Annotated in this window: 21 protein-coding genes; 6 read left to right on the plus strand and 15 right to left on the minus strand. The window is 59.7% G+C overall.

Translation table 11 applies throughout. The features are described from left to right. Positions 1-83: 83 nt before the first annotated feature. From astE to acs, 13 genes are all read right to left on the minus strand, one after another. A complete protein-coding gene (gene astE, locus AD662_RS21795; protein ID WP_003204782.1) occupies positions 84-1,091 on the minus strand; it encodes a succinylglutamate desuccinylase in 1,008 nt (335 codons plus the stop codon). A 12-nt stretch (positions 1,092-1,103) separates the two neighbouring features. Then, positions 1,104-1,391 carry a hypothetical protein gene (locus tag AD662_RS21800; RefSeq protein ID WP_003178862.1) on the minus strand — a complete coding sequence of 96 codons (288 nt, stop codon included), beginning with the start codon at positions 1,389-1,391 and terminating at the stop codon, positions 1,104-1,106. A gap of 69 nt (positions 1,392-1,460) precedes the next feature. After that, on the minus strand, positions 1,461-2,807 hold the full coding sequence (gene astB / locus AD662_RS21805; protein WP_053181187.1) for an N-succinylarginine dihydrolase: 1,347 nt from the start codon (positions 2,805-2,807) through the stop codon (positions 1,461-1,463). Between the two features lie 296 nt (positions 2,808-3,103). Beyond that, positions 3,104-4,573, minus strand: coding sequence for a succinylglutamate-semialdehyde dehydrogenase (gene astD, locus AD662_RS21810; RefSeq protein ID WP_162493983.1), 1,470 nt, complete (start codon positions 4,571-4,573; stop codon positions 3,104-3,106). Next, positions 4,570-5,595 carry an arginine N-succinyltransferase gene (gene astA / locus AD662_RS21815; protein ID WP_018612658.1) on the minus strand — a complete coding sequence of 342 codons (1,026 nt, stop codon included), beginning with the start codon at positions 5,593-5,595 and terminating at the stop codon, positions 4,570-4,572. Before astA ends, astD begins: the two co-directional genes overlap by 4 nt. Before the next feature lie 54 nt (positions 5,596-5,649). Then, positions 5,650-6,669, minus strand: coding sequence for an arginine/ornithine succinyltransferase subunit alpha (gene aruF / locus AD662_RS21820; protein WP_018612659.1), 1,020 nt, complete (start codon positions 6,667-6,669; stop codon positions 5,650-5,652). A gap of 257 nt (positions 6,670-6,926) precedes the next feature. After that, positions 6,927-8,147, minus strand: a complete 1,221-nt coding sequence (locus tag AD662_RS21825) for an aspartate aminotransferase family protein (protein WP_053189722.1) — start codon at positions 8,145-8,147, stop codon at positions 6,927-6,929. Positions 8,148-8,500: 353 nt separating this feature from the next. Beyond that, complete coding sequence (locus AD662_RS21830) at positions 8,501-9,481, minus strand: GlxA family transcriptional regulator (protein WP_018612661.1); 981 nt, start codon at positions 9,479-9,481, stop codon at positions 8,501-8,503. A 113-nt stretch (positions 9,482-9,594) separates the two neighbouring features. After that, entirely contained in the window at positions 9,595-10,359 is a 765-nt protein-coding gene (locus tag AD662_RS21835; RefSeq protein WP_018612663.1) for an ABC transporter ATP-binding protein, read from the minus strand. 56 nt (positions 10,360-10,415) lie between these two features. After that, positions 10,416-11,114, minus strand: a complete 699-nt coding sequence (locus tag AD662_RS21840; protein ID WP_014339810.1) for an ABC transporter permease — start codon at positions 11,112-11,114, stop codon at positions 10,416-10,418. Further along, positions 11,111-11,800 carry an ABC transporter permease gene (locus AD662_RS21845; protein WP_014339811.1) on the minus strand — a complete coding sequence of 230 codons (690 nt, stop codon included), beginning with the start codon at positions 11,798-11,800 and terminating at the stop codon, positions 11,111-11,113. Before AD662_RS21845 ends, AD662_RS21840 begins: the two co-directional genes overlap by 4 nt. Positions 11,801-11,890: 90 nt before the next feature. Next, positions 11,891-12,664 (minus strand): ABC transporter substrate-binding protein, encoded by a 774-nt coding sequence (locus AD662_RS21850; RefSeq protein ID WP_014339812.1) that lies wholly within the window; start codon positions 12,662-12,664, stop codon positions 11,891-11,893. 697 nt (positions 12,665-13,361) lie between these two features. Beyond that, positions 13,362-15,317, minus strand: a complete 1,956-nt coding sequence (gene acs, locus AD662_RS21855; RefSeq protein ID WP_018612666.1) for an acetate--CoA ligase — start codon at positions 15,315-15,317, stop codon at positions 13,362-13,364. A gap of 533 nt (positions 15,318-15,850) precedes the next feature. Here acs and AD662_RS21860 point away from each other — a divergent pair. The 5 genes from AD662_RS21860 (at position 15,851) to AD662_RS21880 (ending at position 20,464) form a co-directional block, all read left to right on the plus strand. Continuing rightward, complete coding sequence (locus tag AD662_RS21860) at positions 15,851-16,114, plus strand: DUF2790 domain-containing protein (protein ID WP_053189723.1); 264 nt, start codon at positions 15,851-15,853, stop codon at positions 16,112-16,114. 32 nt (positions 16,115-16,146) lie between these two features. Next, on the plus strand, positions 16,147-16,362 hold the full coding sequence (locus tag AD662_RS21865) for a hypothetical protein (protein WP_053181200.1): 216 nt from the start codon (positions 16,147-16,149) through the stop codon (positions 16,360-16,362). 490 nt (positions 16,363-16,852) lie between these two features. Next, positions 16,853-18,103, plus strand: a complete 1,251-nt coding sequence (locus tag AD662_RS21870) for a ribonucleotide-diphosphate reductase subunit beta (RefSeq protein WP_018612669.1) — start codon at positions 16,853-16,855, stop codon at positions 18,101-18,103. Positions 18,104-18,493: 390 nt separating this feature from the next. Continuing rightward, positions 18,494-19,003 (plus strand): BRO-N domain-containing protein, encoded by a 510-nt coding sequence (locus tag AD662_RS21875; protein WP_024617076.1) that lies wholly within the window; start codon positions 18,494-18,496, stop codon positions 19,001-19,003. Between the two features lie 468 nt (positions 19,004-19,471). Then, positions 19,472-20,464, plus strand: a complete 993-nt coding sequence (locus AD662_RS21880; RefSeq protein ID WP_018612672.1) for a hypothetical protein — start codon at positions 19,472-19,474, stop codon at positions 20,462-20,464. On the opposite strand, the gene AD662_RS21885 is transcribed toward AD662_RS21880, so the two are convergent. Beyond that, a complete protein-coding gene (locus AD662_RS21885) occupies positions 20,461-21,657 on the minus strand; it encodes an RsiV family protein (protein WP_018612674.1) in 1,197 nt (398 codons plus the stop codon). The two genes, AD662_RS21880 and AD662_RS21885, sit on opposite strands and share 4 nt — an antisense overlap. A 125-nt stretch (positions 21,658-21,782) precedes the next feature. Then, entirely contained in the window at positions 21,783-22,598 is an 816-nt protein-coding gene (locus tag AD662_RS21890) for a sulfite exporter TauE/SafE family protein (RefSeq protein WP_053189724.1), read from the minus strand. 112 nt (positions 22,599-22,710) lie between these two features. Between AD662_RS21890 and AD662_RS21895 the strand changes: the two genes are divergently transcribed. Continuing rightward, positions 22,711-23,487: an AraC family transcriptional regulator gene (locus AD662_RS21895; RefSeq protein ID WP_053189725.1), complete on the plus strand. Its 777-nt coding sequence runs from the start codon at positions 22,711-22,713 to the stop codon at positions 23,485-23,487. The last annotated feature ends 10 nt before the right edge of the window (positions 23,488-23,497 follow it).

The raw sequence follows: 23,497 nt of genomic DNA on the forward strand, positions 1-23,497 counted from the left end.
ATGCGGTGTGTCAGTTAACAATAATGTCACTGACACACCGCATTCGCGAGCAAGCCCGCTCCCACAATGGTTCGATGTGGGTTTTAGATCAGGTTTTCATCGGTCGCCGGCACGATCAGGATGCCAGCCCGCAAGCCATTCTTGACCTTGGGGTTCGGAAAGATGATCCGGGCGCCCTCCTCTTCGATCACCCAGCGGGTCTGGGCGATGTCTTCGGCCAGCACGTAGCCTTTCCCCAATTCCGAGAAATTCTCGATGTCCGCCGGCAGGTTCAGGCGGAAGCTGTCGCTGTGCTTGATGATTTCCCGGGCGACGCTGAACAGCTGCAGGCCATCGAGCCCTTCATCCAGCTCCGGCTCGTTGCCCTCGATGATCTGTTGCAGGCGGGTTTCCAACAAGCTGACGTTGACGCCGTCGTTCTGCCCGAATGGCCGGGCCTTGCCCAGTTCCAGGGTGAAGGACTCGGCACCCAGCTGGTCGTAGGTGTAGGCGCTGAACACAATGGACGGTTTGTTCTGCAGCAACACTGCCTCCATACCCCCGGCACGCAGGCGTGCCAGTTCACGGCGTGAATGCTGGCGACCTTCTTTCCACGGGTAGAGGGCGAACTGCTCGATCTTCGAGCCGCGGATGGCGGTGTGCAGGTCGTAATGCAAGCGACTGCGTTCTGGCCGGCTGAAGAAACTGGCGGCCAAGCGCTCCAGCTCGCAGGCCCGTAGCGCCTCAGGACCGCCGCTCAGCTCATGGCGGCCATTGAACAGGCGGTTGACGTCCTGTTCGACGAAACGCTCACCGCGCCGGATGGCCTCGGGATTGCCGAACAGGAACAGAATGCGTGCCCGCGGCTTCAAATGGCCACGGGCGATGTCATGCAGCAAGCGGTCGAGCAACTCGATCGGCGCGGTTTCGTTGCCGTGGATACCGGCCGACAGCAGCAGGTCCAGGCCGTTATCCCGGGCTTCGGGCGGCTTGACCTCCAGCGCGCCCTCGCTCAACCAGCGCATCCGTACGCCTTCGACAGTCAGTTGAGTCTTCTCCGCCGGTTCACGGCCGGCGAGGGTCAGTTCAAGCAGTTTGCCGAGGGCGAGCATAGCGCGGTTTCCTTAATGGTCGTGGCCGCAATCCGGGCCATGGACATGGTCATCGTCGCCGACGTCCGCCGGTTCCATTTCCAGTTGCAGGCTGACCAGGTTGGTCGCCAATGGACGCAACAACAGGTTGGCGTATTCCTCGTCCCCTTCTTCGACATCGACGCCGATCAGCAACTGACCGCGGCCATCCTGCTGGATCCACAACTCCTTGCCTTGCCACATCACCGCGACGCGGGTGCAGGAAGTTTCCAGTTGGGTGCCGTCGGTGTCTTCAAGGATCAGCTGCAGGGTATCGCTCATGTCTTTACATTCTCGTCTGGGGATAAGGCAACGCGCCCTGCTTTGACTGTAGTCAGGTCGCGCGCGCTTTCAATTGATCTGGAAAGGATAAACCGAGCCAAGTTTAAGGATTTGTGTCAGTTCATCCAGTGCCGCACGGCATTCGAGCAGCAACTGCGGGTCTGCCAGATCGTTTTCGGTCATGCGGTCGCGGTAGTGCCGCTCGACCCATTGGGTCAGCGAATCGTACAGCGGCGCGGTCATGATAACCCCTGGGTTGACGGCCGCCAGCTCGGTTTCATTGAGCGCCACGCGCAACCTCAGGCAAGCCGGGCCGCCACCGTTCTGCATGCTTTGCTTGAGGTCGAAGACCTTCACTTCGCGAATCACCCCGCCAGTGCCCGTCAGGCCTTGCAGGTAGTGCCAGACACGTTCGTTGCTACGGCACTCTTCCGGCACGATCAAGAGCATTGAACCGTCGGGACGCGACAGCAACTGGCTATTGAACAGGTAGGAACGTACCGCGTCATCGACGGTGACCGCCGAACGCGGTACGCACACCGATTGAAATTTCCCACCGACCTTGGCGAGTTTGCTGCTCAATTCAGCCAGCATCTTGTCGGTCTCGAGAAACGCGTCCTCGTGATAGAACAGCACTTCGCCATTGCCCACCGCGATCACGTCGTTGTGGAACACACCCTGGTCGATCACCGATGGGTTCTGTTGGGCGTACACCACGCCCTCCTCCCTCAGCCCGTGCAGGCGGGCAACAGCCTGGGAAGCTTCCAGGGTCTGGCGCGCCGGGTATTTCTGCGGCGCGGGATAGCGGGTGTCAAAAGCGCTGCGACCGAACACGAAGAACTCGACACCGGCCTCACCGTAGGCGCGGCAGAAACGGGTGTGGTTGGCCGCGCCTTCATCGCCGAACTGCGCCACCGCCGGCAAGGCGGCGTGGTGGGCGAAGTGGTGCTGGTTGGCGAACATCGCCCCCAGCACGCGACTGGTGGTCGGGTGCTCGATGCTGCGGTGATATTTGCAGTTCAGGTTGGCGGCGGTGAAATGCACGCGGCCATCGGCCGTGTCAGCGCTCGGGCTGACCGTGGCGGCGTTGGCCACCCACATGCTGGAGGCCGAGCAACTGGCAACCAGCAGCGGCATCGCTTCTTTCGCGGCCTGCTGGATGACTTGGGCATCGCTGCCGGCAAAGCCCAGCCGGCGCAGGGCCGCCACGTCCGGGCGCTCCTGCGGCGCCAGCACACCCTGCTGGAAACCCATGTCCATCAGCGCTTTCATTTTCGCCAGGCCCTGCAACGCCGCTTCCTTGGGGTTGGAGGACTGCTGGCTGTTGCTCTGGGACGCGACGTTGCCGTACGAGAGCCCGCCGTAGTTATGGGTCGGCCCCACTAGACCGTCAAAGTTGACTTCATAGGATTTCATCAGCGAGGCTCCACGAGAATCTGTTTTTTATAGGCATCAATAACAACCGAGTCACGGCTATCGCGGGCAAGCCTTGCTCCCACAGGTTTTGCATAGCTCCTGTGGGAGCAAGGCTTGCTCTCACAGATTTGGCATAGCTCCTGTGGGAGCAAGGCTTGCTCTCACAGATTTGGCATAACTCCTGTGGGAGCAAGGCTTGCTCTCACAGATTTGGCATAACTCCTGTGGGAGCAAGGCTTGCTCTCACAGATTTGGCATAACTCCTGTGGGAGCAAGGCTTGCCCGCGATGGCGGTCTCAAGACATGCGCACACCGGGAGTGAGGGCAGCCGGCATCACAAGGCTTGGTGTCTCCAGGGAAGCCACCGGATAAGCGCAATAATCGGCCGCGTAATAAGCGCTGGCGCGATGGTTGCCCGAGGCGCCGACACCGCCGAACGGCGCGCTGCTGGCGGCACCGGTCAGCTGTTTGTTCCAGTTGACGATACCGGCGCGGCTTTGCAGCCAGAACTGCTGGTAACGCGCCTGGGAATCGGACAGCAACCCGGCGGCCAGGCCATATTGCGTATTGTTGGCCTCGGTGATTGCCGCTGCGAAATCTTTGTAGCGGATCACTTGCAGCAACGGCCCGAACAGCTCTTCATCAGGACGCTCGGCCACGGCCGTCACGTCCAGGATACCCGGCGTCAGCAATGCGGCCTGGGCCTGCGGTTGGGTCATGCTCAACAGCGGCACCGCGCCTTTGCCCAGCAAATGGTTTTGCGCATCCATCAGCGCCTTCGCCGCGGCCAGGGAAATCACCGAGCCCATGAACGGTGCCGGTTGCTGGTCGAAGGCACCGACTTCAAGGGTCGAGCTGACCGCCACCAGGCGCGCCAGCAAGGCATCGCCCCAGGCGCCTTCCGGCACCAGCAGGCGGCGCGCACAGGTGCAGCGTTGCCCGGCGGAAATGAAAGCGGACTGAATAATGGTGTAGACCGCCGCATCGACGTCCGCCACTTCATCCACCACCAGCGGATTGTTGCCGCCCATTTCCAGCGCGAGGATCTTGTCCGGACGCCCGGAAAATTGTTGGTGCAACAGATTGCCGGTGCGGCTGGAGCCGGTGAAAAACAGCCCATCGATGCCTGGGTTCGCCGCCAGGGCGATGCCGGTTTCCCGCGCCCCTTGCAGCAGGTTCAGTACGCCCGCCGGCAGACCGGCCTCGATCCAGCACTTGACCGTCAGTTCGGCAACTTTCGGCGTCAGCTCGCTCGGCTTGAACAACACGCTGTTGCCGGCCAGCAGCGCTGGCACGATGTGGCCGTTGGGCAAATGACCAGGGAAGTTGTAGGGACCGAACACCGCCACCACACCGTGGGGCTTGTGGCGCAGCACAGCGGTGGCGTCGCCCAGGGGGCCGCTCTTCTCGCCGGTCCGCTCGCGGTAACTCTGCACCGAAATGGCGACTTTGTTGACCATGCTGGTCACTTCGGTCGCCGCTTCCCACAACGGCTTGCCGGTTTCTTCACCGATGCACTGGGCCAGTTCGTCCGCGTGATTTTTCAGGGCAGCGGCAAAGGCTTCCAGCACCTGGATGCGTTCATCCAGCGAGCGCCGAGCCCAATCCGGGAACGCCTGGCGCGCGGCCTGCACCGCCGACTCCACTTGCGCCGCCGTGGCGCCGTTACCCGACCACAATACCTGCTGGGTCACCGGGTTCAACGACTCAAAGAGGTCGCCCTGGCCTTCCAGCCAGCTTCCTGCGATGTACAGCGAGTTCATCATTTCGACTCCCGGGCAGCAGACAACGCGACGGCACGTACCTGATCACCGGCGTTGAGTTGAAGACGTTTGGCGGTCAGCGGATCGACCACCAATGTGCCGGCGGCAAAGCGCGCCGGTGCGGCGGTAATGCGGCAGTCTTCGCGCTTGCGGTTATGGATGAGGAACGGCGTGGCATCATCGCCCGGCGTGCCGATGGCCAGCACCAGCGCCTGGCTGTCACGAATCGCGCGGATCTTGCCGGTTTCGCATTCAACCGCCGGGCCGGCGTCGAAGATGTCGACGTAACCCTGGTAGCTGAAACCTTCGCTCTTGAGCATCGACAGCGCCGGCTCGGTGTCGGGATGAACCTGGCCGATCACGGCCCGGGCATCTTCGGACAAGAAACAGGTGTACAGCGGAAACTTGGGCATCAGCTCGGCGATGAACGCCTTGTTGCCCACGCCGGTGAGGTAATCGGCCTGGCTGAATTCCATCTTGAAGAAGTGCCGGCCCAGGCTTTCCCAGAACGGCGAACGACCGTTGTCGTCGGACATGCCGCGCATCTCGGCGATGATCTTGTTACCGAACAACTGTGGGAATTCGGCAATGAACAACAGCCGCGCCTTGGCCAGCATCCGGCCATTGAGACCACTGCGGAAATCGGCATGCAGAAACAGCGAGCACAGCTCGGAATTGCCGGTCAGGTCGTTGGCCAGGAACAGCGTCGGGATTTCCCGATAGATGTTCAACTCCTGGGACGCGCTGACCGTCAGGCCGACCCGGAAGTTGTACCAGGGCTCACGCAGGCCCACGGCGCCGGCGATGGCAGAGATGCCCACCACGCGACCGTCGTCGTCTTCGAGCACGAACAGGTAGTCCGCGTCACCGCGCCCGGCTTCGCCGCGAAAGGTCTTCTCGGCCCAGCCGACCCGATGGGCCAGGCGCTCTTCGTTGGCCGGCAGGGTGGTCAGGCCGGTGCCCGTGCTGCGGGCCAGGGCGATCAGAGCGGGTAAATCGCTGCTGCGTACGGGACGAACGATCATGCTATCTCCTCAAACGGGTCGCTCACGCCACCCGCGAAACTCAGCGGTAAAGCGTTAAACGGCTACCAGACGCACGCTGGCGCCTTCGCCGACGCCCAAGGCTTCGGCCGCTTCCATGTCCAGCGTCACAGGTTTGCCCGGCGCGTAATCGAGATCGAGCAGCACGGCGCGGTAATCCTGCAATTGGGCATTGGCCACCAGGTATTGGCGGCCGGCACCCTTGACCGGTTCGCCGATCTTGACCGGCACCACGCGGCTCTGGGCAATCGAGCGGATGCCCGAGACACGAGCATGCAGGGTCGGGCCACCGTCGAAGATGTCGATGTAGTGATCGGTCTCGAAACCCTCGCGCATCAGGATGTCGAAGGTGATCTGCGCCCGCGGATGGACCTGGCCCATGGCTTCCTGGGCGGCATCCGGCAACAGCGGCACGTAGATCGGGTAATGGGGCATCAGCTCGGCGAGGAACGTACGGCTTTTCAGCCCGCACAAACGCTCGGCGGCGGCGTAGTTGAGGTCGAAGAAGTTGCGACCGATGGCGTCCCAGAACGGCGAGTCGCCATTCTCATCGCTGTAGCCGACGATTTCGGTCACCACCGAATCGGCAAACCGTTCCGGGTGGCTGGCGACGAACAGCAGACGCCCTCGGGAATTGAGTTCCGACCATGGCGAGCCCACCAGTTCCGGCACCACGTAGAAACTGGTCAGCAGGCTGTTGCCAGTCAGGTCGTGGCACTGGGAGAGCACGTGGATCTTGTTGTGGATCTTCAGTTCACGGGAGGCGTGAACAAAGGTCTCGTTGCGAAAGCTGTAGAACGGTTCGGAATAACCGGCCGAAGCGACGATGGCCGAACAGCCCGCCAGTTTGCCGGTCGCGGTGTCTTCGAGGACGAAGAAATAGCTCTCTTCGCCATTGAAACTGACTTCGGCGGCGAACGAGGCTTCGCTTGCGGCGATCTTGTCGCTCAGGCGTTCCACGTCATCCGGCAAGGAAGTGACACCGATCGGACTGTCCGCAGCCAGACGCTGTACCTCGCCCAGATCAGCCATTTGCGCGGGGCGCATCACCAGCATGGTGTCACTCCTTAACTTGAAATAAAGGGTTCGACCGTCAGGTCGATACACAGAGAATAAAAACCGGACCTGCTCCCCACTGACTCAATATGGGACCAGGTTTGTAGGAGCAAAGCTTGTGGGAGCAAGGCTTGCCCGCGATGCAGGCGACGCGGTCCTTGGTGAACTGAGGCACCCGCATCGCGAGCAAGCTTTGCTCCCACAAACCTGCACCCACATAAGTCCGGCTCCCACAATGGAGCCGGTCAAGTCTGAAATCAGGCTTGGCTCAACTTCGCCGCAGCCCGCTCGAAGCGGTCCAGGCCTTCGTCGATGTCGGCGTCTTCCACCACCAGGCTCGGAGCAAAGCGAATCACGTCCGGGCCGGCTTGCAGGATCATCAGGCCTTCCTGTTCGGCGGCGTTGAAGATGTCCTTGGCCTTGCCTTTCCAGGCGTCGTTCAGCACGCAGCCGATCAGCAAGCCCAGGCCGCGCACTTGGGTGAACAGGCCGTACTTCTCGCCGATCTGCTCCAGGCGAACCTTGAACTTGTGATGCTTGGCTTTGACACCCGCGAGCACTTCAGGGGTATTGACCACATCGATCACTGCTTCGGCCACCGCGCAGGCCAGCGGGTTACCGCCATAAGTGGTGCCGTGGGTGCCGACGACCAGGTGCTTGGCCAGCGCTTCGGTGGTGAGCATCGCCGCGATCGGGAAACCACCGCCCAGGCTCTTGGCGCTGGTGAGGATGTCCGGGACCACGCCGTAATGCATATAGGCAAACAGGTGACCGCTGCGGCCCATGCCGGTCTGCACTTCATCGAACACCAACAGCGCGTCGTGGGCATCGCACAGGTCGCGGGCGCCTTGCAGGTAGGCCAGTTCGGCCGGCAGCACACCGCCCTCGCCCTGGATCGGTTCCAGCACCACAGCGCAGGTCTTGTCCGAAATGGCGGCTTTCAAAGCAGCCAGGTCGTTGTAAGGAACGTGGGTGATGCCAGTAATTTTAGGCCCGAAGCCGTCGGAGTACTTCGACTGCCCGCCGACGTTGACGGTGAACAGGGTACGACCGTGGAAGCTATTGAGTGCGGCGATGATTTCGTATTTTTCGCTGCCGAAACGATCGAACGCGACGCGACGGGCCAGCTTGAAGGCGGCCTCGTTGGCTTCGGCGCCGGAGTTGCAGAAGAACGCGCGCTCGGCAAAAGTCGCGTTGACCAACTTATGGGCCAGGCGCAGGGCCGGCTCGTTGGTGAAGACGTTGGACACGTGCCACAGCTTGTTGGCCTGTTCGGTCAGTGCACCGACCAGTGCCGGGTGGGCATGGCCCAGTACGTTGACTGCGATACCGCCAGCAAAGTCGATCAACTCACGACCGGATTGGTCCCATACGCGGGAACCGGCGCCACGCACAGGTATGAAGGCAGCAGGTGCATAGTTGGGAACCATAACCTGGTCGAAATCGGCGCGTTGTACCGCGGCTTGCTCAACGGACATCGGAGTCTCCTGATGAGGAACACCCGCCTGGAACTGGCGGGCTTGGTAAGGATTGTAAGGACAGTTTTCAGCCCGGCCTTGCCGCCAAGCGACAACTTCTTATAGCGCCAACCCACGTTTTTCGCGGGTTTACGGCAATGCGACAAATAGCGTCGCAAAGGCGCAGTTTAAACGTTGCCGGTGTATTTGAGGGGCTGGCTTCCACATTTCCCTCGGCCATGCAAAACACTTGTGGCGAGGGGACTTATCTGTGGGAGCAAAGCTTGCTCGCGATACAGGCGCCTCGGTTCACCAAGGACCGCATCGCCTGCATCGCGGGCAAACCTTGCTCCCACAGAAGCGTGTTGTGCCACTTAGCCGCGCTCGGACGGCACCGAGGACAATTCGAACGGGCTGCTGCTGCGTCGCTGGTTGCGGTCTTCCCGCGGTGTGGCGCCGAAGAAGTTGCGGTAGGCGCTGGAGAAGTGCGGCCCTGAGGAGAAGCCGCAGGACAGGCCGATCTGGATGATGGATTTGCTGGTCTGCATCAGCATCTGCCGCGCCTTGTTCAGGCGCAGCTCCAGGTAATACTGGCTAGGCACGCGATTGAGGTATTGCTTGAAGATCCGCTCCAGCTGCCGACGGGATACACAGACATGCTGGGCGATCTCGTCGGTGGTCAGCGGCTCTTCGATGTTGGCCTCCATCAGCAGCACCGCCTGGGTGAGCTTTGGATGGCTGGAGCCAAGGCGGTTCTGCAACGGGATGCGCTGACGCTCGCCACCCTCGCGAATGCGCTCGACCACCAATTCTTCCGACACCGCACCGGCCAGTTCCGCGCCGTGATCACGAGCCAGCACCGCCAGCAACAGGTCGAGCACCGACATGCCGCCGCAAGCGCTCAGGCGATCGCGGTCCCAGTCAAACAGATGGCTGGTGGCGATGACCTTGGGGAAGCGCTCGGAGAAATCGTCCTGCCAGCGCCAATGCACGGCGGCACGGTAACCGTCGAGCAAACCCAGTTGGGCCAGGGGATAGACACCGGCAGACAAACCGCCAATCACACAACCGGCACGCACCAGTTGCTTGAGGGCACTGCTCAGGGGCGAGGCCAATGCAGTCGGTGGCTCATCGGCCAGCAGGAACAGCTTCTGGAAGCCTTCGAGCTTGCCGGCCCAGGGCTCGCCCGGCAGTTGCCAGGCGCCGTCGGCCGGCGGTTCGGCCTGCAAGAACGACAGTTCGTAGACCACATCCGGATGCACCCGCTGAGCAACACGCAAGGCCTCCTCGGCCAGCGCCAGCGTCAAGGCTTTAGTGCTGGGCCAAATCAGGAAACCTATTCGATGGGCAGTCATGGCGGGCAATCCGAAGCGAAAACAGTGTTAAAGCCAAAAGCGGCTGCAACCAAATTAGACCATCTGGCGCGCGGTGCGCAGCATGACCCAAATCAGGTGCGTCACGGGAGCGATTACTTGAGGCTGCCCGAAAGAAATTGTTGCAGGCGCTCGGATTGCGGATTGACCAGCACTTCGCGCGGGTTGCCGCTTTCTTCGACGATGCCTTTGTGCAAGAACACCAGTTGGTTCGACACTTCACGGGCAAAGCCCATTTCGTGGGTCACCACCACCATGGTCCGGCCTTCCAGGGCCAGGGCCTGCATCACCTTGAGCACGTCACCTACCAGTTCCGGGTCCAGAGCCGAGGTCGGCTCGTCGAACAGCATCACCTCCGGTTCCATCGCCAGCGCACGGGCAATCGCCACACGCTGCTGCTCGCCGCCGGACATATGGCCCGGGTAGGCATCCTTGCGATGGGCCACACCAACCTTGTTCAGGTAGTGCTCGGCCTTTTCCCGCGCTTCAGCCTTGGCCACGCCCAGTACATGCACCGGCGCTTCCATGATGTTTTCCAGCGCAGTCATGTGGGACCACAGGTTGAAATGCTGGAACACCATCGACAACCGCGAACGCATGCGCTGCAGTTGCTTGGGGTCCGCGGCCTTCAACGCGCCGTCCTTGCCGGCGACCAGCTTCAACTCTTCATTGTTGAGCAGGATCTTGCCGGCATGGGGTTGCTCAAGCAGGTTGATGCAACGCAGGAAAGTACTCTTGCCGGAGCCACTGGAGCCGATGATGCTGATCACATCGCCAGCGGCGGCTTTCAGGGACACGCCCTTGAGCACTTCGTGACTGCCATAGCGTTTATGCAGGTCTTGGACTTCAAGCTTGTACATGCGGTCGGTTCTCACAAAACGTCAGTCGTTGAGCAGTCGATCGGATCGATGCGTTATCAGTGCTTGCGCGGGGCCAGGTAACCCAGCCAGCGGCGCTCGGCCAGTTTGAACAGGCGCACCAGGATGAAGGTCAGGCACAGGTAGAAAACGCCGGCCGTGATGTAGGCCTCGAACGGCAAGTAGTACTGCGCGTTCACCGTGCGCGCGGCACCGGTGATGTCGATCAGGGTCACGATGGATGCCAGGCTGGTGGTCTGCAACATCATGATCACTTCGTTGCTGTATTGCGGTAGCGCCCGACGCAAGGCCGATGGCAGCAGGATCCGGCGATACAGCTTGTAGCGCGACATGCCCATGGCCTTGGCCGCTTCGATCTCACCGTTGGGCGTGGCCCGCAGGCTGCCGGCGATGATTTCGGCGGTGTAGGCGCTGGTGTTGATAGCGAACGCCAGGCACGCACAGAAGGTCGCACTGGACAGCCACGGCCAGAGGAAGCTTTCACGAACGATCGCGAACTGCGCCAGCCCGTAGTAGATCAGGAACAACTGCACCAGCATCGGCGTGCCGCGGATCACGTAGGTGTAGAGCCAGGCCGTCATGTTGACCGCCGGCTGCTTGGACACCCGCATCAGCCCCAGGGGCAACGCCGCCAGCAGGCCGAAGAACAGCGACAGGGCCAACAGCTTCAGGGTGGTCAACAAGCCACTGAAGTACAGCGGCAAGGCTTCATAGATGACGTTGTAGTCGAAGATCATAGATCAGCCGCCCTTACGCCTACCGAGTAGCGCTTCTCAAGGTGACGCAACGCCAGCAACGAGACACTGGTGATCACCAGGTACATCGCCGCCACTGCGAGGAAGAACGTGAAAGGCTCGCGCGTGGCATCTGCCGCCTGCTTGGCCTTGAACATCATGTCTTGCAGGCCCACCACCGAAATCAGCGCGGTAGCCTTGGTCAGCACCAGCCAGTTGTTGGTGAAGCCCGGAATCGCCAGGCGAATCATCTGCGGCACCAGCACCCGGAAAAACACCTGGAACCCGTTCATGCCGTACGCCATGCCGGCCTCGGCCTGTCCCTTGGGGATCGCCATGAACGCGCCGCGGAAGGTTTCCGACAGGTAGGCACCGAAGATGAAGCCCAGGGTGCCGATACCGGCCGCCAGCGGGTTCAGGTCGATGTAGTCGTCATAGCCGAGCATCGGTGCCACGCGGTTGAGCAGGTCCTGGCCGCCGTAGAAAATCAGCAGGATCAGCACCAGGTCGGGAATGCCGCGAATGACCGTGGAATACAAGTCGCCCAGCCACGCCAGCCAGCGCACCGGAGAGAGGCGCAACGCAACGCCGATCAACCCCAGGACGATGGCCAGGGCCATGGACGACAAGGCGAGCTCAAGCGTCAACCATGCGCCATCGAGGATGACAGCCCCGTAGCCTTTCAACATGATTCAGGTCCTCGAAAGTGGGATGAAAAAATGGCGCAAACCGCAGAGATCCTGTTGCTTGCGCCATTTCGCACGAGTGGCGGGACGTCGTTACTTGCCGTAGATGTCGAAAGCGAAGTATTTGTCCTGGATTTGCTTGTACTTGCCGTTCTCGCGAATGGCGGTGATCGCGCCATTGATCTTGTCTTTCAGGGCATCGCCCTTGCGAACCGCGATACCGATACCGTCGCCGAAGTATTTCTCGTCGGTAAAGGCTGGACCTACAAATGCGAAGCCCTTGCCGGCATCGGTCTTGAGGAAGCCGTCATCCAACAGCGTAGCGTCTGCCACGGTGCCGTCGAGACGACCAGCGGACACGTCCAGGTAAATCTCGTTCTGCGAACCGTATGGCTTGATCTCGGCACCCAGCGGAGCCAGCACTTCACGGGCGAAACGCTCGTGGATCGAACCACGCTGCACGCCGATGTTCTTGCCCTTGAGCTCGGCCAGGCCGTCGCTGACCTGGGTACCGGCCTTCATCACCAGACGGGCCGGGGTGTTGTAGTACTTGTTGGTGAAATCAACCGATTTCTTGCGATCTTCGGTGATCGACATGGACGACAGGATCGCGTCGATCTTGCGGACCTTGAGCGCCGGGATCAGGCCGTCGAACTCTTGCTCGACCCACACGCACTTGACCTTCATCTCTTCGCACAGCGCATTGCCGATGTCGTAGTCGAAACCGACGATGCTGCCATCCGGGGCTTTCGAGGCGAACGGAGGGTAAGCCGCTTCGATACCAATCTTCAGGGGCTTCTCATCAGCGAAGGTCGGCAGGGACAGCACGGACAGTGCCAGGGCGCCAAGCAGCACAAGTTTCTTCATCTTGGGACTCCATCGGTAAAGGGCAAAAACGGCAGAGTGAGCAACAGCCCAATATGCGAATGGGTGAAACGAACTTTGGTGCTGCGTCCTAGGAAGCTCACGTTTTATTCAACACGAGCCACGACGAGCGAGTGTTCGGCATTCTAACGACAGGCCCGAAGCCGATATTTCTTCAATGCGACAACAAATTACAGAAGCACCGAGAAAGCGGTTCGAGCGCATTGACAGCCCCGCAATTTCATGCAAGAGCAAAAGAAGTGAAACCGATCTATGCTGCAAATAGCGGGCCCATTATTCGCAAACCCTTCTAATCCGGCAAGCACAGCGTGTCGGCTTATTTGGGCAGACGCCTGGAACCGCCCTGTAGCGGGGCTTGGCGTTTCACATCGCCCCGTTGTGGCGCCTTTGGTTACACATTTCGAAACATCGGTAACGTTCAGACACTTCCTACTTTAAACGCCGATATTTATTCATCCACCGAACCTGTGGCGAGGGGATTTATCCCCGCTGGGCTGCGAAGCGGCCCTAAAGCCAGGCAACTCGGTGTATCAGAAAGAATGAGTTGGGTGACTTGGGGCTGCTTTGCAGCCCAGCGGGGATAAATCCCCTCGCCACAAAAGTGAGCGCCGCAGGCCTATATAAAAAAAGCCCCGCCCGGCAAACGCCGAGCGAGGCTTTTTGGTGTTACACGCTACCGTCAGGCAACGTTCATCGTCTTGTGCGTCTCGATCAGGTGCGCCACCACACCCGGGTCGGCCAGGGTGGAGATATCACCCAACCCGTCGTACTCCGCCGTGGCGATCTTGCGCAGGATGCGGCGCATGATCTTGCCAGAGCGGGTTTTTGGCAGCCCCGGCGCCCACTGGATCACATCCGGCGAAGCAATCGGACCGATCTCCTTGCGCACCCAGTTCTTCAGTTCCAGGCGCAGGGCCTCGCTGGTTTCTTCGCCGGCATTGAGGGTGACATAGACATAGATGCCCTGCCCCTTGATGTCGTGCGGCACACCGACCACCGCCGCTTCGGCGACTTTCGGGTGGGCGACCATGGCGCTCTCGATCTCGGCCGTGCCCATGCGGTGACCGGACACGTTGAGCACGTCATCCACCCGACCGGTGATCCAGTAGTAGCCATCCTCGTCGCGACGAGCGCCGTCGCCGGTGAAGTACATGCCGCTGAACGTCTTGAAGTAGGTGTCGACAAAACGGTCATGGTCGCCGTACAGCGTACGCGCCTGGCCTGGCCACGAATCGAGGATCACCAGGTTGCCTTCGGCGGCGCCTTCGATCAGGTTGCCCAGGTTGTCCACCAACGCCGGCACCACACCGAAGAACGGACGCGTGGCCGAACCTGGCTTCAATGCCGTGGCGCCTGGCAGTGGGCTGATCAGCACGCCACCGGTTTCGGTCTGCCACCAGGTGTCGACGATAGGGCAGCGTTCCTTGCCGACATTCTTGTAGTACCAGCCCCAGGCTTCCGGGTTGATTGGCTCACCCACCGAACCCAGCAAGCGCAGGCTGCTGCCGTCAGCACCTTCGACGGCGGCGGTGCCCGAGGCCATCATCGCGCGGATCGCGGTCGGCGCGGTGTAGAGGATGTTGACCTTGTGCTTATCGATGACCTTGGCCACCCGGGTGATGTCCGGGTAGTTCGGTACGCCTTCGAACAGCAGCGTGGTCGCGCCATTGGCCAGCGGGCCGTAGACGATATAGCTGTGGCCAGTGACCCAACCCACGTCGGCGGTGCACCAGTACACCTCGCCCGGCTTGTAGTCGAACACCCGCTCATGGGTCAGCGCCGCGTACAGCAAGTAGCCGGCCGTGGTGTGTTGCACGCCCTTGGGCTTGCCGGTGGAGCCGGAGGTGTAGAGGATGAACAGCGCTTCCTCGGCACCCATTTCCTTCGGCGCGCAAACGGTGCCGGCCACTTTCATCAGGTCTTCGTACCAGATGTCACGGTGCTGGTTCCACTTGATGCCGCCACCGGTGCGCTTGCAGACGATGACTTTCTGGATGCTGCTGGTTTCCGGGTTGGTCAGCGCGTCATCGACGTTGGCCTTGAGCGGGATCTTCTTGCCGGCGCGAACGCCTTCGTCGGCGGTGATCACCACTTTGGATTTGCAGTCGATGATCCGACCGGCCAGCGCTTCAGGCGAGAAACCGCCGAACACCACCGAGTGAATCGCACCGATCCGGGCACAGGCCAGCATCGCGACCACGGCTTCAGGGATCATCGGCATGTAGATGGTCACCACATCGCCGCGGTGCACGTCTTGGCCGCGCAGGGCGTTGGCGAACTTGCAGACTTCTTCATGCAGCTCGCGATAGGTGATGTTGCGGCTCTCGGCAGGGTCATCGCCCTCCCAGATAATCGCAATCTGATCGCCGCGCTCGGCCAGGTGACGGTCGAGGCAGTTGTAGGAAACGTTCAGGGTGCCGTCGGCGAACCACTTGATGTCGACGTGGTGATCGTCGAAGGACGTCTGCTTCACCGTGGTGAAAGGCTTGATCCAATCGAGGCGCTTGGCCTGCTCGCGCCAGAAGCCGTCCGGGTTGACGACCGACTGCTGGTACATGGCCTTGTAGGTCGCCTCGTCAGTCAGCGTATTGGCCGCAACCTCGGGACGAACGGGATACACAGAAGCCGCACTCATCTTTCTTACCTCGGTGAATAGTTGTTTTTGTATGATCCCGTTGTAGCCCGGGGCGGGCCTATAGAACCATTCGACGATGGTAGTAACAAGTCCCTACAAAATGTCGGTACTAGTGGGAGCCGAGCTTGCTCGCGATGGCGGTGGATCAGCTTGCATTGATATTGACTGGCACACCGCCTTCGCGAGCAAGCCCGCTCCCACAGTTGAATTTCAGTGAACACCTATTTTGTGTCCGACACAGATCCCCTGTGGGAGCGGGCTTGCTCGCGAAGACGGCGGTAAGTCCAACACAGATGTAACAGACAGCCACCGACTCCCAGTCGATTATTACCAGATCAACCAACAGTGTTTATCAAAACCGAGTCTGTTTACCCCCACCCTCACCTTCTAAAATCCACCTCGCCAACCGGCAAACACGATTAGCGCAACACAGCCCCCACGAAGGCCGTTAATCCAACTTCCAACATCAGCTCCACACGCAACCCCAAAAAGGTTGCGTGACCCCACTCGACCTCAAAAAAGGTGAAATACAGATGAAAGCTTTATGGGTTCTGGTCCTCGGCAGCCTTTGCGCCACCGCGATGGCAGACGAGGTCCCGACCGATGTTGCACAGCAAAAACCGGCCATTGAGGAGTACACCTACTCCACCCACCTGGACATCGCCAAAGTCATCTCCATGAGCGCCATCCCGAACGTCTGCGAAGTGGTCCCGGCGAAGATGGAGTACGACGATTCCAAGGGCCAACGCCACATCCTGCGCTACAGCGTCATGGGCAACGGCTGCTCCAACGGCTGACTGACTTGATAAAGGAATTTGGAGCAACCACCATGAAAACCCATCTGATCCTGGCCCTGACCCTGTCCGTACTGGCCGCCAATACCTTCGCCGCCGACGGGTTTGATCGCACCGGTAGCGCCGTCGCTGAAGACGGCTACGACCACACCGGCTCCGCCACTGTCGCGCAAGACGGCTACGACCGCACCGGCTCTGCTACCGTTGCCGCCGATGGCTACGATCGCACCCGTTCAGCCCGCATCGGTTGATCATTACTGACATTTTCCACGGCCCGGTTTCGATCGGGCCTGGTTGTGTCTAGAACCGCTTAAACCCCTCCGAAAACACAACATGTAGTGCAAACCCGCAAAAAACGCTCGTTTTTTGATCAAAAAAAACCGCGATACGATCCATGCAAAAAAAATCTTCAGCGGCCAAAGCCTTGTAAACCCTCGCTCCCACGCGGATATACCACCCGCTACCCCTTCTGTGAGCTATTTCGCCGCAGCACGTAGGCAAAAAAGTCCTTATAATGCCGCCTTAAACGGGCCTGCAATATTCCCTTACAGGGGATCACGCCAGCCTGGAGCCCACGCAGAGGCCAATCGCCTCCTCGCGTTCACAGCCGCTCCGGAATGACCCGTACATTTTTCTGTTTATTGCCTGCGTCAGCTGCTGCAACAAACGATTTTTCCAAGATCCACCGCGGCCAGTAGGCCTTCATCGGGCATCTGGCCCTCACGCAGGAGACGACACGTCATGCTGAGCTGGGACGAATTCGACAAAGAAGACAGCGGCGAAGTCGCTGTAAAAGGCGCCAACGCCGGCCACGCTTCTGAAGCCAACATGGACCGCCTCGACAGCGCCGGCGGTGCCGCCGCCCTCGAAGCGCGGGCCGTGACAGCCAGCGACTCGGCCGCGATCATTCGCGCCAAGGCCGCCCTCGACAAACTCGACGTCGCCGAAGGCCTCGCCGAACTCGAAGGCGCCGCCGCCCGTGTCGCCGTCGATGAAAAGCGCATGATCAACTGCCGCGCCGACCTCAACCAGCTCGTGCCGTTCAAATATGACTGGGCCTGGCAGAAGTACCTGGACGGCTGCGCAAACCACTGGATGCCGCAAGAAGTCAACATGACCGCCGACATCGCCCTCTGGAAAGACCCGGAAGGCCTGACCGACGACGAGCGCCGCATCGTGATGCGCAACCTGGGCTTCTTCTCCACCGCCGACTCCCTGGTTGCCAACAACCTGGTCCTGGCCGTGTACCGCCTGATCACCAACCCGGAATGCCGCCAGTACATCCTGCGCCAGGCGTTCGAAGAGGCGATCCACACCCACGCCTACCAGTACTGCATCGAATCGCTGGCCATGGATGAAGGCGAGATCTTCAACATGTACCACGAGATCCCATCGGTCGCGAAAAAAGCCGCCTGGGGCCTGAAATACACCCGTTCGATCTCCGATCCGAAGTTCGAAACCGGCACCCCGGACACCGACAAAGAGCTGCTGCGCAACCTGATCGCTTACTACTGCGTCCTGGAAGGCATCTTCTTCTACTGCGGCTTCACCCAGATCCTCTCCATGGGCCGCCGCAACAAAATGACCGGCGTCGCCGAGCAGTTCCAGTACATCCTGCGCGACGAATCCATGCACCTGAACTTCGGCATCGACGTGATCAACCAGATCAAAATCGAAAACCCACACCTGTGGGATGCCGAGATGAAGGAAGAAGCGACCCAGATGATCCTGCAAGGGACCCAACTGGAGATCGAATACGCCCGTGACACCATGCCTCGCGGCGTACTGGGCATGAACGCGGCGATGATGGAGGACTACCTCAAGTTCATCGCTAACCGTCGCCTGTCGCAGATTGGTCTTAAGGAAGAATATCCAGGGACGACTAACCCGTTCCCTTGGATGAGCGAGATCATGGACTTGAAGAAAGAGAAGAACTTCTTTGAGACGCGCGTGATTGAGTATCAGACGGGTGGGGCTTTGAGCTGGGATTGATTTGAAAGAAAAATCCTAGGCTCCACGCGTAACTAAAAACCCCGTGAAAACGGGGTTTTTGTATTTCTACAGGACCAAAACTGCGTTTAACTCTGGGACCGGCACACTACCTTTACCCTACGAAAAACTCAGAATCTTTCCGCATTGACGCCGTATCGTCTCGTTACCTATCTTAGTCGCAGGTGCCTAAGAAACGCCCAACGTAGTAGCTAATCGCCAAACATAGAACCGCGTACTGTCTAAGGACATTTGCAACTCTGTGGAGAAAATAGCTAGTTGGGATTTCTCTTACATCCTCTACGTCGGGCTCGCGCCGCTAACCTTCGAACGTAGAGGTGGTTATGCCCACAAGAACGCTGCTCTGCTCTCCGTATACCTCGGAGCCCCATCATGCCTGATGCTTACATTCCGGCGGTTTTCACCCGTCACAACCTCCATCTGCATACCCTCTTGGTTGAAAACCAAGCTTGGTTCAGCGCCTCGGATTTGGGGCGTTTTATGAGCAAGCACCTCGATGAACGCATGACCCGCAAGCTTGACCCTGACCAGCGCCGGATGATGTTCGTGCATGTCCACGGTCTGACCGAAGAGCGTCTGATGCTGAGCGAGTCGGGCGTCTATGCATTGCTGGTTTATCACTACTGCCCTGAGTATCGATTGCTGCGTGAGTGGATCACGCATCAGGTGGTGCCAACCCTGCGGGATGAACGCTACTCGCACAAGGTGGAACGGCCTACGTTGAGCGTGCTGGATTGGCCGAAGATGTCGCTCTGCATGCTGCACTGGCAGGATGAGCCATGGATTCGCTTGCGGGATATGCCGGCGGTCTTGGTGGATGATCCGTTTAGCCAGCATGAATCCTGGTGGCGGAAAGCTTCTCGGGTTTTGCGAGGTTTTTGAGATTCAATCAGGGGCCGTCGTCCGTTGTTCGGGCGGCGGTTTTTTGTTGGGAATATTGAATTGGGGCTGCTGCGCAGCCCAGCGGGAGCAAGCTCTCATGGAACATTTTAAGGCTGAAAATACATATCGATCGTTCCCACGCTCCTGCGTGGGAATGTCGCCAGGGACGCTCCGCGTTCCGCTTCTGGAAGGTGACGCAGAGCGTCACGGGATGCATTCCCACGCAGAGCGTGGGAACGATCAAATCTGGGACCGTAAAAGGGGCCGCTTCACGCCCAGCGGGAGCAAGCTCCCTCGCCACAGGTTAGTGTCAGGGCGCAGGTGGGTGGCAGGCTTGATGGTTGGGTTGGTTTTGGGAATCGCGAGCAAGCTCGCTCCCACAGGGGGTTTGTGGTGTGTTGAAACTTTGGGTGCAGCCCGCCGCGTCCTTCGGTATTAATACATTTCCTCTCATGGACCCGAGCCCCGATGAAATTCGATACCGCCTACTGCCTCAGCCTTGATGCCAAGCTTTCGATCTATGACGTTCGGGATCTGAATTTCGACGAGACCATGGCCTTCGATTCGGCCAAGGAGCGCTTTCAGTGCCCCAACGATGCCTGTCGGGTGGCGTTTGATGAGGACAATCGGCTGACGACGTTCAACGCCAAGAACGTCAATTACATCCGCACGCCACATTTCAAGAATCAGCCAACGACCCAGCATATCGAGGGCTGCCCTTACGTCAGTCCGAAAACGCCGGGGTTGGGTGTAGAGAGTGGCGAAGCGGAAACGGATGACGACCGTGAAGAGCATTTTCCATCGGAGCTGTTGCTGACTCGGCGTCAGTACGTACGCAAGCCGTCCGATCCGTCGAAGGACGTTGAAGCAGCGACTCGGCCTACGTCGCCTACCCTATCGTCCCACGGTGATGACGTTCATTGCGCCCATGATTCGACACCCGACAAGACCAGTGTCTTTGCCCACCCGGTGGAGTGTTTTGTGTCGAACTTCGCGGACAAGGACCTGCTCAAGCGCAAGCTGTTGAAGATTGGCGAGCACACGGCGCCCTATGGATCGTTCTTCAAGAAGATCGAGTATTTGCAGGACAACAAGGGCTTGATTTACTGGGGCAAGATCAAGGAGATCAAGGATTACACGCAAAGCTTTCGCATCGATTTCGAACCCAAGGTCTGGTTCAAGCAACCGGACGAGGCGAAGAAGAAGCCTTACTCGGTCAACGTTTACCTGAGCAAGAAGCTGATCGATAACTACCGCAAGCGCAAAGCGTTCCTGGAAGAGATCAAGCATGCCGTCGACAGTGACGCGCCGTTGTATTGCTTCTTTTATGGCGTGACGCCGGAGTTGAAACAGGTACCGAGCAAGAAGAACCCCGAACAGACGTTCGGGGTGTTCAGTGCCAATATCGAGAACCTGGATCACTTCGTTATTCGGGAAGCGCCCGGGTTGGCTGAGGGTTAGTCACCAGTCCCGGGCAATTGAAGTTTGACCGCACCGGGGTGTTGTTTTACGACTGCGTACGGCAGCACCGACCAGCCGGGGTCATCACAAACGCGTTGCGCGCGGACGAAGAACGGTCCCAGGTACAAACCTTTTTCAGTGAAGTACCAATTGGAATATCCCCAGACGCCTTCATCGGTGTAGTCGCAGCTGTCTTCATCCGCTGGCTTCAGCATCTCGTCGGGGTACAGCGTGGTGAGTTGCTTGATCAGCCATGGCGCGAATACCTCGCGTTGGTAAGTGTATCGCGCCTGGCTCTCTTCATCGGTCAACGGAACATCACCCGCGTCGTTGTGGCCGGCGTACAGCGGTGGCTTGCCTGTGCCAACCCAGAGCACATCTTCCAGCGACAAACTGTGGCCGGTGTGAGCATCGAGATTGAGCGGCGAATTGCCAAAATCCGGATGCACGCCGCCGCAGTAGTAACTTGTGGAAATGTTCAGGCTGATCACATCGGGCGATAGGAATTTGGGCGCGACACCTTGGTCGAACTCGGCATTATCCGCGCCCTGCAACAGACAGCCGTGGTAGCTGATGACTTCGGTCCAGAGCCGTCCCAACAATTGCCGATTGACCCGTTGTAGTTCGTCTTTCGAGTAGCCGGACTCGACGCTGAACATGGAAATACCGGAATCTGGCTCCGTCCACCATTGCAAGTCATGCCCCATGAAAGATTCTTTCTTGCCCGGCTTGAGTTTCAAGCCTTGCAGGCGGAGATACTCATAAGGATCACTTTTTTGCAGCTCAGCGATAACGGGGGAAAGATCAGCCCCAGGTGCCGGGAGCCTGGCCTCGGTCAACTGCACGGGCAGAACTTTGCCCTTGAGACTTTTCCATTCACCCTGCCAGCCGTTGGCCGTTTTTTGCAGCGTCAGGGTTGGCAGCGATTGGCCGTCGTCGTAACGGGTACCGCCCTCGACCATCGTCAGGGTCTTTCCTTGCAGCGAGCCGCTCAATCCCAAGTCACGATGGTATTTCTCATAGAAATAACGACCGATGACCTCGTCCTCTTGAGCAGTGTTGAGTCCCAGCACAATCGGCATCTTGCCCAAGGTGCCGGTAAAGACGCCACTACCACCATCGGCACTGGCTGTCGAACAGAGCGCGATAAGGCACACGGCGCTGGATGCGAGGAGCAACAGTCCTTTGAACATGGAATCTTCCTGGAAAAAGCGAGCGTCAGCTCACGAAATGAGTGGCGCGAAGTATGACGAATCAGCCTCATAGAATCGATATGCCCCCCTCTCCCACAAAATGTTGAGCAATGCCACGCAGCAACTTACCGCACCGATATGCCCAACATCACGACGATCAACAATCCGATATAAACCCCGGCGTGAAATCGATCCGGTATCCGCCCGATCCATGGCGTAGCTAATCGAATCCCCACTAACGAGCCCAGTGTCAAAACCGCAAACGCCTGCAAATCCACATACCCCACAAACCACGGCCCCAAATCAAACTCGGTAAACCCGGCCATGGCCATGTAAGTCAGCGTCCCGGCCACCGCCACCGGCAAACTCAGCGGGTTAGCCATGGACGTCGCGCGCGACATGTTCAGCCCGCAACGACGCAATAATGGGACCGTCATGACACTGCCACCCACGCCCAGAAAAGTGGCGATGGCGCCGATGCTGATTCCGCCTGCCGAGACCTCTGCCCTACCCAACCGCCGTGGGACTACAGCGTCAGACTGGGTCAGAAAACCGCGTCTGAACAAACAGTCCAGAATGGTCACGCCCAGGTAAACGATGAAGGCATAGCGAATGACTTCGCTACTCGCCCACATCGCGGCAACGGCTCCAACGATAGCGCCCAGGCCGATGAAGCCGCCCAACGGCCACACGTAGTGGCGAATGAGGTTACCGGCGCGGTGATGCTTGGCGGTGGCGATCAGCGCGTTGACGATCATCACGCAGGTCGAGGTGGCCACGGCGATGTGCATCGCCGATCGGCCGATAGGGTCGTCAGCGCCGTGGCTGGCGGTGAGCATGCGGTATAGCAAGGGCACCACGACAAATCCGCCGCCGAAGCCGAACAACACGGCGGTGACGCCAGTCATGCAGCCGAAAAGTGCCAGCAAGAGGTAGAACATCGCGCAGCATCCATAAATTGAGAGAGGCCGACGATAGAGCGATGGGGCTTGGCCTGCCTCAGCAAGTAGGCCAATAATGTTTGTGTTTACGCCAATCACTGGATACCGCTCGATGCGCAATGTTTCGATTGACCTGCTGGACGACACGCCACGGCCAGTAGTGGCTATCGGCACGGATTATCCCGACGGTCATCGATTGCCGCGCCATACCCACCGGCGGGCGCAGTTGCTCTACGGCGCCACCGGAGTCATGCAGGTCAGCACGGCAGACGGCAATTGGGTGGTGCCGCCGCAACGGGCAGTGTGGATCCCGCCCGGGGTTGCCCATGAGGTGCTGATGCTGGGCGTCAGCACGCGAAGTTTGTATATCGAACCGGCTGCGGTAACGGCCATGGACGCCCGTTGCCAGGTCATCAGCGTGTCGCCGCTGATGCGCCAGTTGCTGATGGAAGCCGTGGAGCTTGCGCTGGACTATGACGAGGCTGGACGCGATGGTGCGCTGATCGATCTGCTGCTGCACGAGTTGCTGCGCAGCACCCATCTGCCCCTGCACCTTCCACTGCCCCAAGACCCGCGCCTGCTCGGCCTGTGCCAGGCATTTCTGAAACACCCGGACGCCCACGTCTCGCCCGTGCAATGGGCGGCGCAGTTGCCTATCAGCTTGCGCTCGTTCAATCGCCTGTTCAGCCAGCAAACCGGGTTAAGTTTCAGCCAATGGCGACAACAAGCCTGCGTGATGTCGGCATTGTCCCGGTTGGCCGTCGGCCATTCAGTGACCCGAATCGCCCTGGACCTGGGCTACGACAGCCCCGCGGCATTCTCCACGATGTTTCGTCGCGTACTGGGTCACGCCCCGAGCGCCTGGCTGGAGAAGACCGCCGGTCATTGATCAAAAAAAT

The organism is Pseudomonas kilonensis, from assembly GCF_001269885.1.
Lineage (GTDB): Bacteria > Pseudomonadota > Gammaproteobacteria > Pseudomonadales > Pseudomonadaceae > Aquipseudomonas > Aquipseudomonas kilonensis.